General features: G+C 65.6%; 11 protein-coding genes and 1 pseudogene. 6 read left to right on the top strand and 6 right to left on the bottom strand.

The genetic code is table 11. From position 1 onward, the window contains the following. Window positions 1–272: 272 nt before the first annotated feature. The 6 genes from E3O39_RS12385 to E3O39_RS12360 form a co-directional block, all read right to left on the bottom strand. Entirely contained in the window at window positions 273–1,232 is a 960-nt protein-coding gene (locus E3O39_RS12385; RefSeq protein ID WP_134448549.1) for a D-alanine--D-alanine ligase, read from the bottom strand. 41 nt (window positions 1,233–1,273) lie between these two features. Beyond that, window positions 1,274–2,593 (bottom strand): PLP-dependent aminotransferase family protein, encoded by a 1,320-nt coding sequence (locus tag E3O39_RS12380; RefSeq protein WP_134448547.1) that lies wholly within the window; start codon window positions 2,591–2,593, stop codon window positions 1,274–1,276. A gap of 137 nt (window positions 2,594–2,730) precedes the next feature. Continuing rightward, window positions 2,731–3,054 (bottom strand): thioredoxin, encoded by a 324-nt coding sequence (gene trxA / locus E3O39_RS12375; RefSeq protein ID WP_134448545.1) that lies wholly within the window; start codon window positions 3,052–3,054, stop codon window positions 2,731–2,733. Window positions 3,055–3,063: 9 nt separating this feature from the next. Further along, on the bottom strand, window positions 3,064–4,038 hold the full coding sequence (trxB, locus tag E3O39_RS12370; protein ID WP_134448543.1) for a thioredoxin-disulfide reductase: 975 nt from the start codon (window positions 4,036–4,038) through the stop codon (window positions 3,064–3,066). Window positions 4,039–4,204: 166 nt separating this feature from the next. Then, window positions 4,205–5,824 (bottom strand): murein biosynthesis integral membrane protein MurJ, encoded by a 1,620-nt coding sequence (gene murJ / locus E3O39_RS12365; RefSeq protein ID WP_134448541.1) that lies wholly within the window; start codon window positions 5,822–5,824, stop codon window positions 4,205–4,207. Further along, window positions 5,817–8,180, bottom strand: coding sequence for a DUF6049 family protein (locus tag E3O39_RS12360; protein ID WP_134448539.1), 2,364 nt, complete (start codon window positions 8,178–8,180; stop codon window positions 5,817–5,819). The genes murJ and E3O39_RS12360 overlap by 8 nt, the downstream gene beginning before the upstream one ends. Window positions 8,181–8,259: 79 nt before the next feature. On the opposite strand from E3O39_RS12360, the gene E3O39_RS12355 reads away from it, so the two are divergent. From E3O39_RS12355 to dnaB, 6 genes and pseudogenes are all read left to right on the top strand, one after another. Then, the gene (locus E3O39_RS12355; protein ID WP_134448654.1) at window positions 8,260–9,693 is read left to right on the top strand and encodes a CCA tRNA nucleotidyltransferase; all 1,434 of its coding nucleotides are present in this window, start codon (window positions 8,260–8,262) and stop codon (window positions 9,691–9,693) included. Window positions 9,694–9,961: 268 nt separating this feature from the next. Further along, window positions 9,962–10,330, top strand: a pseudogene (gene rpsF / locus E3O39_RS19880) (30S ribosomal protein S6); the annotation flags it as partial. A gap of 219 nt (window positions 10,331–10,549) precedes the next feature. Then, entirely contained in the window at window positions 10,550–11,053 is a 504-nt protein-coding gene (locus E3O39_RS12345) for a single-stranded DNA-binding protein (RefSeq protein WP_134448535.1), read from the top strand. A 61-nt stretch (window positions 11,054–11,114) separates the two neighbouring features. Further along, the gene (gene rpsR, locus E3O39_RS12340) at window positions 11,115–11,378 is read left to right on the top strand and encodes a 30S ribosomal protein S18 (protein ID WP_035835236.1); all 264 of its coding nucleotides are present in this window, start codon (window positions 11,115–11,117) and stop codon (window positions 11,376–11,378) included. 8 nt (window positions 11,379–11,386) lie between these two features. Then, window positions 11,387–11,836, top strand: a complete 450-nt coding sequence (gene rplI / locus E3O39_RS12335; RefSeq protein WP_134448533.1) for a 50S ribosomal protein L9 — start codon at window positions 11,387–11,389, stop codon at window positions 11,834–11,836. Window positions 11,837–12,272: 436 nt separating this feature from the next. Then, window positions 12,273–13,664 carry a replicative DNA helicase gene (dnaB, locus tag E3O39_RS12330; protein ID WP_134448531.1) on the top strand — a complete coding sequence of 464 codons (1,392 nt, stop codon included), beginning with the start codon at window positions 12,273–12,275 and terminating at the stop codon, window positions 13,662–13,664. Window positions 13,665–13,679 lie beyond the last annotated feature (15 nt).

Raw genomic sequence — 13,679 nt, 5'->3', positions numbered from 1 at the left:
GGGTGAATCACCAGCGTGCCTGTGGGGTGTGCAGAATGCAGCGCATGTTTCACGTGAAACGTGCTCTTGCGCGGATTTTCTGCCTCCCGTCATTTCTGGCGCGAGTGTTTCACGTGAAACGTTGTCAGGAAAGACGAGTGGGAACGCCGGTTCTGCGTGATTTCAGGTCTTCAGAAGGCATCCTAAGCCGATTCCGGCGCTCCGGGAATGTCCGATTCGCGCCCCAAAGGGGCTGATTTTCGGGAGAAATGGACGATCTTGTCGGATCGAAGTCAGTCGACGGTCGCGACCGCGGCTCGCGCGAGTGACTCGTAGACGTCGCCGAGCGTCGCACCCGACGCTTCGATGGACTGGGGGACCAGGGAGGTTTCCGTGAGCCCGGGGAGCACGTTGGCTTCGAGGAACCAGACAACGCCGTCTTCGTCGACGATCAGGTCGATCCGGGAGATGTGCCGGAGTCCGAGCAGTGTGTGAATATCGACAGCCGTCTGGGTGACGAGAGTGGCGATGTCCGCGGTGATGCGCGCTGGTGCGTAGAAGAGGGTCTCGCCGGCGTTGTAGCGGGCCTCGAAGCTGTAGACACCATTGACGGGCACGATCTCGACGGCGGGGAGGGCGACCGGACCGAGTCCGGAGTCGATGACCGTGACGGCGAGTTCGGTGCCGCGTACCTTTTCTTCGACGAGGGCCACCGAGTTGTAGGTGTAGGCCTCGACCATGGCCCGCGGAAGCTCGGCCGCGGTCTCGACGATGGTGACACCCTGCGCGGATCCACCCTGGGATGGCTTCACGACAAGGGGAGTGGGAAGTGCTGTCAGGAGATGCTCGAGAACGCTCGCCGCTCCGAGGTCCCGGAAGGTCTCTTTGGAGAGGGCAATCCAGTTCGGTGTCGCGAACCCGGCGCGTCGGACGAGTTCCTTGGCCGTGGGCTTCGTCCAGGCGAGGCTCGCCGGACCTCCGCGGGAGCCGACGTGGGGGATACCCGTCGTCTCCAGGAGCGAGAGGAGCGCGCCGTCTTCCCCGGTGGCTCCGTGCACGACCGGGAAGATGACATCGGGGGCCCGGGTGGTGAGGTCGAGCAGGAGCCCCGCCTGCGGGTCGAGGAGGGTGACCTTGTGGCCGAGGCCGGTGAGCGCGTCCGCGACCCGACGCCCCGAACGGAGCGAGATATCGCGCTCATGCGAGATTCCGCCGGCGAGAACGATGATCGCGAGGGGAGAAATATCGGTCATGATCAGGGATTCCTTGCTAATCGCTTGGGGTGGTTCGTGGGCTAGGAGATGTCGGTCGGCAGCGGGTTGAAGCGACCGGGTGTGCGGAGCGGATCGAGCGAGCCGGTTCCGGCGAACGTTTCGAGAAGGTCGAGCTCATCGCGGACGACGGTCGCGAGTCGACGGACGCCGACCCGGATCTCGGCAGGGGTGGGATAGCAGAACGACAGGCGGATGTTCTGCTGGCCGTCGCCGTCGGCGAAGAAAGCGGTTCCCGGCGTGTACGCGACGAGCTCCTTGACGGCGCGCGGGAGCATCGCCTTGGAATTGAGCAGCTGCGGCAGGGTGACCCAGACATAGAATCCCCCATTGGGATTCGTCCAGGTGAGTTCGGGCAGGTACTCGTCCAGTGCATTCAGCAGGGCGTCCTTGCGCTCGTGGTACACGCCTCGGAAGGTGTTGATCTGGCCCTTCCAATCGGCAGTGGCCAGGTACTCCGAGATTACGAGTTGGCTGAACGAGCTCGGCGACAGAACGGCGGCCTCGTTCGCGAGCACCAGCTTTTCCCTGATCGCGTGGGGTGCGAGGGCCCAACCCACCCGGAAACCCGGAGCGAGGGTTTTGGAGAAGGTGCCGAGGTAGACGACGCCGTCCTGTTCGAGGGAGCGCATCGCATCCGGTGCCGGCTTGTCGAAGTAGAGCAGGCCGTACGGGTTGTCTTCGAGGACGAGGATGTTGTTGGCGCGGCAGATCTCGAGAATTTCGATACGCCGTTCCCAGCTCAGCGTGACCCCGGCCGGGTTGTGGAAGTTCGGGATCGTGTACAGGAACTTGATGGTCTTGCCTGCAACACGGAGCTGCTGGATGTGCTCACGCAGGGCTTCAGGGATGAGACCGTGTTCGTCCATGGGAACATGGTCGACCTCGGCCTGGTACGACTTGAAGATGACCATGGCAGTCACGTAACTCGGTCCCTCGGAGATCACAACGTCACCGGGATCGAGAAAGAGTTTGCTGACGAGTTCGAGGGCGTGCTGCGAGCCGGTGGTCACGACGACATCGTCGGCATGGGCGCGGATGCCTTCGAGGGCCATGACCTCGAGGATCTGTTCGCGGAGAGCGGGTACTCCCTGGCCGGAGCCGTATTGCAGGGCGACGGGACCCTGCTCACGCATGACCCGCTCCATGGCGTTGACCACGAGGTCCGGGGGCAGCGCTGCCACGAACGGCATTCCCCCGGCCAGTGAGACGACCTCGGGGCGGGAGGCGACGGCGAAGAGGGCCCGCACCTCGGAGGCCCGCAGCCCGGCGGCTCGCTCGGCGTAGTGGTGGTACCACGGGTCGAGGTTGTTACCGGCCTGGGAAGAGCCCTGTGCAGTCACGTCACATCCGTTCTGGTGAGGGTTCAATCGTAGGCCCACCCGGATACGACGAAGCCCGCCCGACGGTGCCGGGCGGGCTTCGTTCATCTCTACGTCCGGTGTTTCACGTGAAACCGACCGAAGCGGGGAGAGGGCCTCTAGGCCAGGTATGCGGCCAGGTCGGAAACGAGGACGACCTTCGGCTTGGCGCCGATGACGGTCTTGACGACCTCGCCCTTCTGGAACACCTTCATGGCCGGGATCGACGTGATCTGGTATTTCGCGGCGAGGGCGGGGAAGTCGTCGACGTTGAGCTTGACGATGTCGAGCTTGTCGGCGTGCTCTGCGGCGATCTGGTCCAGGATGGGGCTGACGGCGCGGCAGGGGCCACACCATTCCGCCCAGAAGTCCACGAGGACGGTCTTCTCGTTGTTGATGACTTCCTGGTCGAAAGTCGCGTCGGTAACGGCGCGTGCGGACATGTGTGCTCCTTAGTTGGTGGCTGTTGCGAATGTGGAGTCGCCGGCGCTGGCCAGCAGTTCCGCGGGGAGGGAAGCGAGGTAGTGCTCCGCGTCGAGCGCAGCCACGGTGCCGGAGGCGGCCGCGGTCACGGCCTGGCGGTAGTGCGGGTCGATGACGTCGCCAGCGGCGAAGACGCCCGCCTGGCTGGTCAGGGAGGATCGTCCAGCGACGGCGATCGTGCCGTCCGTCGTGAGATCGAGCTGCTTGTGGACGAGGTGGGTGCGCGGGTCATTGCCGATGGCGACGAAGACCCCTCCGACGGGAAGGATGCTTTCGGCGCCGGAAACCGTGTCGCGCAGAACCAGGCCGTCGACGGCATCCGTGCCCGTGATGCCGGAGACCGTCGAGTTCCAGACGAACTCGATCTTCGGGTTGGCGAAGGCGCGATCCTGCATGATCTTGGAGGCGCGCAGGGTGTCCTTGCGGTGCACAACGTAGACCTTGCTCGCGAACCGGGTGAGGAAGGTGGCTTCCTCCATGGCGGAGTCGCCGCCGCCGATCACGGCAATCTCCTTCTCTTTGAAGAAGAAGCCGTCGCAGGTCGCACACCAGGAGACGCCGCGCCCCGAGAGGCGCTCTTCGTCTTCGAGACCGAGCTTGCGGTAGGCGGAACCGGTCGCGAAGATCACGGTCAGGGCCTCGTGGGTCTCGCCGGAACCGAGCGTGACGGTCTTGACCGCGCCGGTGAGGTCGAGTTCGGTGACGTCGTCGTAGACGACCTTGGTGCCGAAGCGTTCGGCCTGCTCCTGCATCTTCTGCATGAGGTCGGGGCCCTGGACACCCTCGGGGAAGCCGGGGAAGTTCTCGACCTCGGTCGTGTTCATCAGCTCGCCGCCTGCCTCGACCGAGCTCGCGATGAGGAGCGGTTTGAGGTTGGCGCGCGCGGCGTAAATGGCGGCCGTGAATCCGGCAGGGCCGGAGCCGATGATGATGATCTGACGCACGCGTAGACTCCTTCGCAGTGGGGGCAGGGCAGGTGTGGCTGCCTCGCTGCCGGGTACAACACATCCTAATCGGATGCTATTCCGCGCCTCCCAGCCGGGGGCCTGCGTTCACGGCCGGTTGCCAGTGTGCCCGGCCCGGGGACCACCTTGCTGGTGGCGTGCCGGACTAGTTCGTGCCGCGCGGGCGGAACCGGTTGATCAGCGGCACCAGGAAGACCCTGAGTTCATCGCTGCGCATGAGCAGCAGCATTCCGAAGTAGGCGAGGGACATCACGCCGCCGATGATGAGCATCGACAGGATGGCCTCGAGCCGTCCGGAGACGGCGAAGCCGCCCTCGTGAGTGCCGCCGAGGAGCAGGAGGATTCCGAGGCCGATGATGAGGGGAAGAATCGCGGCGACCAGGTACCGGACGAGGCTCCGCAGGATACGACGGCCGTCGAGACCGCCCAGACGACGCCGCAACAAGTGGCCGGCCAGGATCGTTTGCAGGATTCCGGAGACCGTCACGACGAGTGCGATGCCGACGGCGATCCAGGCCGGGGGCAGCAGCGAGCACGCGAGCACTCCGGTCACGACGAGGATGACCTGGAACAGGGTGAAGAAGAACGGGGTGCGGGTGTCGCCGAGCGCATAGAACGTGCGTTGCAGGACGAAGAGCACGCAGAAGGCGACGAGGCCGAGAATGTAGGCGATGATGACGTTCCCGGTGCCCTGCACCTGCTCGAACTTCCCCTGGGTGAAAACCGCCGCGAACGGGTAGGCGCAGACCAGGATGACCGTCGACGCGAGCACGATCAGGAGTGACGTGCCTCGTATAGCCGACGAGGCATCCGTTCTGAGCTTCGCAACGTCACCGCGGGAGGCATGCTCGCTCATGCCGGTGAAGTAGGCGGTGGCCACGGAAACGGTGATGACCGAGTGCGGGAGCATGAAGATGAGCCAGGCTGTTGCGAGCACGGCGACAGACGCCTTGCCCGTGGCCTGGGTGACGACCTGGGTTTCGACGATCCCGGCGGCCGTGCTGAGCAGGAGCATGCCGAAGGTCCAGCTCGCGGTCTTGCCGGCGGCGCCGAGCCCGACCCCGCGGAAGTGGAAGTCGGGGCGGAAGTGGAGTCCGATCCGACGCCAGAAATAGAAGAGCACGACGGCCTGCGCGACGACGCCGAGCGTGGCGGTGCCGCCCAGCAGTGCGACCATGCCCGGGGTGAAGTCGCTCGCCGTGCGATCACCGTTGGGGTCGGCCCCGGCCACGAGGGCGAAGACGACGATTCCGGCCAGGGCAACCACGTTGTTGAGAACCGGAACCCAGGTGAACGGTCCGAACGACTTTCTCGCATTGAGCACTTCCCCCAGAACCGTGTACAGGCCGTAGAAGAAGATCTGCGGCATGCACCAATAAGCGAAGGCGATGGCGAGGTCCAACTGCGCTGGAGGCAGGTGCAGGCCGATGAAGGGCGTGATGACCGGGACCAGGAGTGTTGCGGCGAGCGTGGTGACCGCGAGGATGCTGAGCGCCAGGGTCAGCAGCTTGTTGATGTACGCGGTGCCGCCGTCGACGTGGAGTCCGGCCCTGACGATCTGGGGGACGAGGACCGCGGTGAGGACTCCGCCTGCGACGATCGTGTAGACGGTGTTCGGGAGCTGATTGGCGAGCGCGAACGCGTCGGCGCTCGTGCCGTACAGGCCGATCACGCCGGCGAGGACGATGACCTTCACGAATCCCAGGATGCGGGAGACGATCGTGCCCGAGGCGAGGAAGGCGCTCGCGCGCCCGATGCTAGCCACGCGGCACGACCGGGGGATCGACGGGGGGCTCCACAGGGGCATCTGTCGCCTGCGCGACCGCAGTACGTTCCCGGCGGCGGCGCTGCACGTTTCTCCAGATCCCGAATCCGAAGAAGAGCACGAGCAGGGCGGCGAAGATGAGCGAACCGAGGCCCTCCCAGTCCGCACGCACGTTGATCGGAATCTGACTGGGCTGGCCGACGACGGAACCGTCCGGGGAGAAGAGGGTGATCCGCAGCGTGACCGCACCATTCCCGACAGCGGCCGTCACGGGGACCTTGACGGTCCTGGCCGAGGACGCCTCGATCGTCGCCTCGATGACATCGCCGCCGACGATGAGTCGGCCGTTGGACGGGACGACCTGGACTTTCACCGTCACGGACTGCCCGAGGGCGTTGTCGAGGGTGATCGGGATGTCGACCTGACTGCCGACGACGTTGATCGGACCCTTCGTGGACACGCTGATCGAGGAGAGCAGTACAGAGGAGTCCGCGAGGCTCGAGTCGACGGCCTCGCTCCAGGCACCCGTATCCTGCGCCCAGCTCGTCGACAGCAGCGCGAGCGTCGTCAGTCGCTGGGTGGCGGTGATGGCGAGCGGTTTGGAGAGTGCCGTCGAGAACGCCGTCACCTCACCTTCACGGTGCAGCAGAGTGCGCGCCGTGAGGATGCGGGCATCGGACACCGCCTGGGACTGGAAGCTCACGTCCGTGGCCGGCGACGCCGCACGTGCGGCGGCCACGGTCGCCGGTGCACGCCAGCCCAGGCCCGAAAGGGCCGCGAGGGTTTCGCTCAACCGGACTCCACCCGGCACGGTGTCACGGTCGAACGTGGCGAGGAGTGTGCGCACGGTCGCGGGACGCTCGGCGGAGACCACCGCGATCTGGGAGCTCAGCTCGGCCATCGCCACCTGCCAGTCGCTATCCGTCGTCGCGGTGGCCGCCGTCCGGAGCGCTGCAGAGATGGGTTCGTCGGTGACCAGGGCGTTTCCATGCCCACCGGCCAGGACCACGTTCGCGTTGGGGGTCTCGGTGAGGTCAGACTGCGCGGTGTTTGCCCCGCCGAGGATGAGGCTCGAGAGGCCGCCCGCCGTGAAGACATCGAGGTCGGCGGCCGAGACCGTGCCCGTCAGCGGCCAGCCGATGTCCGTTGCCGTGTAATTCCAGGCCAGGAGTTGCTCGCTCGTGGGGACTGTGCCCGGAGTGATCACGGGTGCTGAGGTCGGGGGTGGAGTCGGAGTCGCGGTGTCGGTCGTCGTGTCGGTCGTCGTGTCGGTCAGGCCGGCAGGGGCGCTGCCGGTTGCCGTCGGAGTCGGGGTCGGTGTCGGAGTTGATGTTGATGGTGTCGGTGCCGGTGTCGGGGAGGTGAAATCCGAGGCGTTGATCGACTGGTCGAATGAGAGGGGAACCAGGAGGGTGCCGGCAGCGGCCTGGTGCTGAAGGGTGAGGTCGGCATCCGCATAGCCGAGCGGGAATATATCGTTCTTCGCCTGACCGAGGCGACCGAGCCAGGCCACGGCACTCGCCGGTGCCGTGTTGCCGAGGATACGGATCGACGCGATGATCATCGGATCGATCGCAATCGTCACGTCGCGGTTGATCACGCCGTCGAGCTGCCGGCTCAGCCTGCCGCCCGGCGCGGTGTAGGTTTCGAGTGATTTCGCCGGGATGAGACCCTCGGTCTGCTCCGGCACCGTGATCGGCATCACGACAGCGAGGGCCACCGGGGTGACGACCTCGTTGGAATACCAGACGAAGGTGCCCCGCCCCTGGGCGAGGACGGACCCGTCCTCGGTGATCGTGGCCGAGATGCCGCGGGCGCCCCACGCGTTGCCCGAGGTGAGGCCGACGTCCGCGGAGGGCACCGAGATGGCGACGGTCGCCGTTCCCGCTGGCGGGATGGCGGCCGGAAGTGCCGAACGCAGCATCAGGTCGCCGGGCTTGCCCGTCTTGGTGGGATGCAGCCAGGCGGTGAGTGCGCTGCGACTGGTCAGTGCCCGTTCGGCGAGGTAGAGATCGATCGTGCCGGGGGTGATGGTTTCGGCGCTGCCGTTGGTGATCCTTACGGTGACCGCGAGGTCCTGTCCTGACCGCAGGGGCGCCAGCGAGACGGGGGCGACCGTCACCGTGACCTGGTCCGTCGTCGCAGCATCCGCTGTCGGCGTCGGCGTCGGAGTCGCCGTCGCGGCGGCGGCCGCGCTGGTGGGCGCGCCGGGAATGAAGCCGGACGAAGCCAGGGGAAGCAGTCCGGCGAGGATGCCGATCAGGAGGGCGGAGACGGGGACCCTGAGGTGCGACCAGCGGCCGCTCGCCGCCGTCGGGTGCGCGGGCCGACGCGCAGTACTTGACTCGGCCACCATATAGGGGATTCTACGGCGTGCGCCCTGAGTAACCGGTCTGCGGCTGCCGCGCCGGCGACCAGGAACTAACATGGGGGGCATGCAGAGCGTCGCGACAGCCCTCACGCGGCTGGGCGACCTGGCTGCCACTCCTTCCGTATCCCGCCTGGCCCTGGCCTTCGAGGCTGCGGGCCACGAGCTTGCCCTCGTCGGCGGTCCGGTGCGCGACGCGTTCCTGGGCCGGACCCTGCACGACCTCGATTTCACGACGGATGCGACCCCGGAGCAGATCCTCGAGATCGTCACCCCGATCTCCGAGGCGCAGTGGGATATCGGCCGGGCCTTCGGGACCATCGGGGCGAAGGTCGCCGGCGAGACCGTGGAGATCACCACCTACCGGGCGGACAGCTACGACGGGGTGACCAGGAAGCCGGAGGTCGTATTCGGGCTGAGCCTGGAGGACGACCTTCTCCGCCGGGACTTCACGGTCAACGCGATGGCGTTGCGCCTTCCCGGGCTGACCCTGGTCGACCCGGCGAACGGCATCGGCGACCTCATGGCCGGGGTCCTGCGGACGCCGATCTCGCCGGAGATTTCCTTCGGCGACGACCCGCTGCGGATGATGCGTGCCGCCAGGTTCACCGCCCAACTCGGTTTCACCCTCGACCTCGACACCGCGATCGCGATGGACGCGATGGCGTCGAGCATCCGCAATATCTCGGCGGAACGGGTCTGCGAAGAGCTCTGCAAGCTGCTCCTCTCGGACAACCCGCACGGCGGCCTCGAGCTGCTGGTTGACTCCGGCCTGCTCGACATCGTCCTGCCGGAGATTCCGGCGCTGCGCCTCGAGGTCGACGAGCACCACCACCACAAGGACGTCTACCAGCACACCCTCACCGTGCTCGACCAGGCGATCGGCTACGAGAAGTCCCGGGAGAGCTTCCCGGGCGGACCGGACCTGATCGTGCGGCTCGCCGCCCTGTTCCACGACATCGGGAAGCCGGCGACCCGGAAGCTCGAGCCAGGCGGAATCGTGAGTTTCTACCACCACGATGTGGTGGGCGCCAAGCTCGCGAAGAAGCGCCTGCGTGCGCTGCGCTTCGACAACGACACGATCGCGGCCGTCTCCCGGCTGATCGAGCTCCACCTGCGCTTCTTCGGGTACACCGAGGGAGCCTGGACGGATTCGGCCGTGCGCCGCTATGTGCGCGACGCCGGCGACCAGCTCGAACGACTGCACATCCTCACCAGGGCCGACGTGACCACCCGCAACCGGCGCAAGGCCGACCGGCTGGGCTTCGCATACGACGACCTCGAGCAGCGCATTCGCGAACTCGCCGAGCAGGAGGAGATGGCCGCAGTGCGGCCAGACCTCGACGGAGAGCAGATCATGGCGATCCTCGGCGTGAAACCGGGCAGGGAGGTCGGCGAGGCCTACCGTTTCCTCCTCGAACAGCGCCTCGACGACGGCCCCCTCGGTGTCGAGGAGGCAACGCGCCGCCTTCAGGCGTGGTGGGCGGGCCAAGGCCAGTAGCCACTCCTCAACAGGGGCGGATGTGCGCACTTCTCCACAAGCGCTGCTTCCGGCTGCACGGTCCACGCGCGTCCCGGCATGCTCGGACTGATGTGAACACAGACGGCGTGGAGGGCGCCGCGGCGCTGTGGTGGCTTTTGGCCGCCTCATCGAGTAGTCTAGGCAGGTTGTCTGCGCGCCGGATTCCCGGCCTCCGCCTTCAGCACATGCACAACCCTCCTGTTGCAGAGATTCTGCAGCCGTTTAGTCCGAAGGAGGTGGGTTAGTCATGCATCAGTACGAGTTGATGGTTATCCTCGATCCCGAGATCGATGAGCGCACCGTAGCTCCCAGCCTTGACAAGTTCCTCAACGTTGTTCGCAACGATGGTGGAACGATTGACAAGGTTGACGTTTGGGGTCGCCGCCGTCTCGCTTACGAGATCAACAAGAAGTCCGAAGGCATCTACGCCGTCGTCGACTTCACCGCGAACGCTTCTGCCACGGCCGAGCTCGACCGCCAGCTGAAGCTGTCGGAAGCCGTCATGCGCACCAAGGTTCTCCGCGCAGAAGAAGGCATCGCCCAGGTTGCCGTCGCGAGCAAGCTCGCCGCCGAGAAGGCAGCCCGCAAGGCAGCCAACCCGAAGGTCATTGCCGCGAAGGCCGAAGCCGCAGCCGCCCCGACCGCCAAGGTCGCCGCGTCTGTCAAGCCCGCATCGGCTCCCGCCGCAGCAGCCGTCAAGGCCGCAGCCCCGGCAGCTCCTGCAGCCCCGGCAGCAGTCGCCACCCCGGCAGCAGTCGCCAAGCCCGCAGCGGTCGCCACACCGGCACCCGCAGCAGCCGTCGACACCGCCGACAAGGCAAGCGACAAGTAGCCCATGGCCGGCGAGACCGTAATCACCGTGGTGGGCAACCTGACCAGCGATCCGGAACTGCGTTACACGCAGGGCGGGCTGGCGGTTGCCAACTTCACCATCGCATCCACTCCGCGCAATTTCGATCGCGCAGCCAACGAGTGGAAAGATGGCGACGCATTGTTCCTGCGCGCGAGCGTTTGGCGTGAATTCGCCGAGCACGTCGCCGGTTCACTGACCAAGGGTTCTCGTGTCGTCGCTACTGGGCGGCTCAAGCAGCGTTCCTATGAAACGAAGGAAGGCGAGAAGCGCACAAGCTTCGAGCTCGAAATCGACGATATCGGTCCTTCGCTCAAGTACGCCACTGCTTCGCTCACTCGCGCTGCATCGTCCTCCTCCCCGCGCGGCGGTAACTCCGCAGCGGCCGGGAACGACGAGCCCTGGGCAGCCACTCCTCCCGCCGCCGTGAACACCGGTGGCGACGTGTGGAACACCCCGGGCAACTTCAGCGACGAGACACCCTTCTAGCCGATCGCGGCGCTCCGGCGCCGTCAGGCTGAAACGCACTTCTTAAGAAAGTAAGGAAATCATGGCTGGAAAGTCGAGCGGCGACCGCCGCAAGCCGCTCCGCGGAGCTAAGGGTGGCAAGAACGCCGCTCCCGCGAAGTCGATCCGGGTTGGTGTCATCGATTACAAAGATGTCCCCACCCTGCGCAAGTTCATCTCCGAGCGTGGAAAGATCCGCGCCCGTCGTATCACCGGTGTCTCCGTCCAGGAACAGCGCCTCATCGCCCGTGCCGTCAAGAACGCCCGCGAAATGGCGTTGTTGCCCTACGCCGGCTCAGGCAGGTAGGTAGCCAAATGTCGAAAATCATTCTGACGCACGAGGTCTCCGGCCTCGGTGCACCCGGCGACATCGTCGAGGTCAAGAACGGGTTCGCCCGTAACTACCTCTTCCCGCAGGGCTGGGCCGTTTCCTGGACCCGCGGAGGCGAGAAGCAGATCGAACAGATCAAGGCTGCTCGTGTCGCCCGTGAGCACGCCACGCTCGAAGAGGCCCAGGCCCTGAAGGCAACCATCGAGAACACCAAGGTCCGTCTGGTCGTCAAGGCCGGAACGGGCGGACGCCTCTTCGGCTCCGTCAAGACCACGGATGTTGCCGAAGCCGTCGCCGCTGCAGGCCTCGGTGCCATCGACAAGCGCAAGATCGAGCTCAGCCCGATCAAGTCCGTCGGCGAGCACCAGGCAACGGTTCGTCTTCGCGACGAACTGAGCGCCACCATCACCCTCGTGGTGGTTGCTGCCAAGTAAGCAGTCACACTGCCGGCCTAGCGGCGGACTCCCACCGGAGTCCGCCGCTAGGCTCGTTTAAGGCTCCAACCACCCCTTTCGAGGGTGATTTCAGTTGATGAATCCCCACATTTGTACACAGGATTTCTTCTGGGCACCAACGTTCAAGGTGTACTTGAACCAGCTTTTTACCCACAGCTGTGAATAGAATTTATGCCTGATCAAAGTGCATTAAATTTTCAAAGAAGAATAGTTGTCCACAGCCGAGTCCACAGGTTGTGCACAAGCCTCGCGGCGTTTCGCCCTCATTCTGCACAGTGTTATCCACAGGGTGGTTTGTTTCCAGCGGAAACCGGTCCGTATGGTGGGCACGCGGCCGGATTTCGAGGTGTGCCGGAATCGTCCGATGGTGTCGGCGGTCCCTGATAGAACATCACCACGGACAGAGGAGGCACGGTTGTCGATCGCACACCTGGGTCTGGCGGACAAACGCGGTACCGATCTGCGCAACGGCACAGAGACCCGGCACACCGAACGAACGCTCCCCCACGATCTCCTGGCCGAACAGAGCGCGCTCGGCGGCATGATGCTCAGCAAGGACGCCGTCGCAGACGTCGTCGAGACCGTTCGCGCCGCGGACTTCTACATCCCGAAGCACGAGCTGATCTTCGATGCGATCCTGTCGCTCTATGCGCAGGGTGAGCCGACGGACGTCATCGCCGTCACCGACGAACTCACCAAACTCGGCGAACTCTCCCGAGCCGGCGGCGCAGACTACCTGCACACGCTCACGAGCCTCGTCCCGACCGCCGCCAACGCGGGCTTCTACTCCTCCATCGTCGCCGAGCGGGCCCTGCTGCGCCGCCTCGTCGAGGCCGGGACCCGCATCGCCCAGATGGGGTACTCGGGCGAAGGCGAGGTGCTCGACCTCGTCAACAACGCCCAGGCCGAGATCTACGCCGTCACCGGCAGCACAGAGACCGAAGACTACGTGCCGCTCACCGACGCCGTGACGGCGGCAATCGACGAGATTGAAGCCGCCAAAGGCAAAGACGGCCAGATGACCGGCGTGCCGACCGGCTTCGCGGACATGGACGAGCTCACCAACGGTTTCCACCCCGGCCAGCTCATCATCGTCGCGGCACGTCCTGCCCTCGGAAAGTCGACGCTCGCGCTCGACTTCGCGCGCTCGGCCTCGATCAAGCACGACATGCCGAGCATCTTCTTCTCCCTCGAAATGGGCCGCAGCGAAATCGCGATGCGCCTGCTCTCTGCCGAGGCATCCGTGCCCCTGCAGAGCATGCGCAAGGGCACGGTCGACGCGCGCGACTGGACCACCATCGCGGCCACCCGCGGACGCATCAACGACGCCCCGCTCTACATCGACGACAGCCCCAACATGACCCTCGTCGAGATCAGGGCCAAGTGCCGCAGGCTCAAGCAGCGCGTCGGACTCAAAATGGTCATCATCGACTACCTGCAGCTGATGACATCGGGCAAGAAGGTCGAGTCCCGACAGCAGGAGGTCAGCGAGTTCTCCCGGGCTCTCAAGCTCATGGCCAAGGAACTGCAGGTGCCCGTGATCGCCCTCTCCCAGCTCAACCGTGGACCGGAACAGCGTGCGGACAAGATGCCGGCCATCTCCGACCTCCGGGAGTCCGGTTCGCTCGAGCAGGACGCCGACATGGTCATCCTGCTGCACCGCGAGAGCGCATATGAAAAGGACAACCCCCGCGCCGGCGAAGCCGACCTGATCGTCGCCAAGCACCGCAACGGTCCGACGCGAACCGTCACCGTCGCCTTCCACGGCCACTATTCGCGCTTCGCCGATCTCGCGCCCGGTTCGTAGATTCCGCGTTAAAAC

Origin of the sequence: Cryobacterium sp. MDB2-A-1 (assembly GCF_004402675.1) — a bacterium.
Lineage (GTDB): Bacteria > Actinomycetota > Actinomycetes > Actinomycetales > Microbacteriaceae > Cryobacterium > Cryobacterium glucosi.
This window is presented reverse-complemented; position numbering and strand designations above follow the sequence as displayed.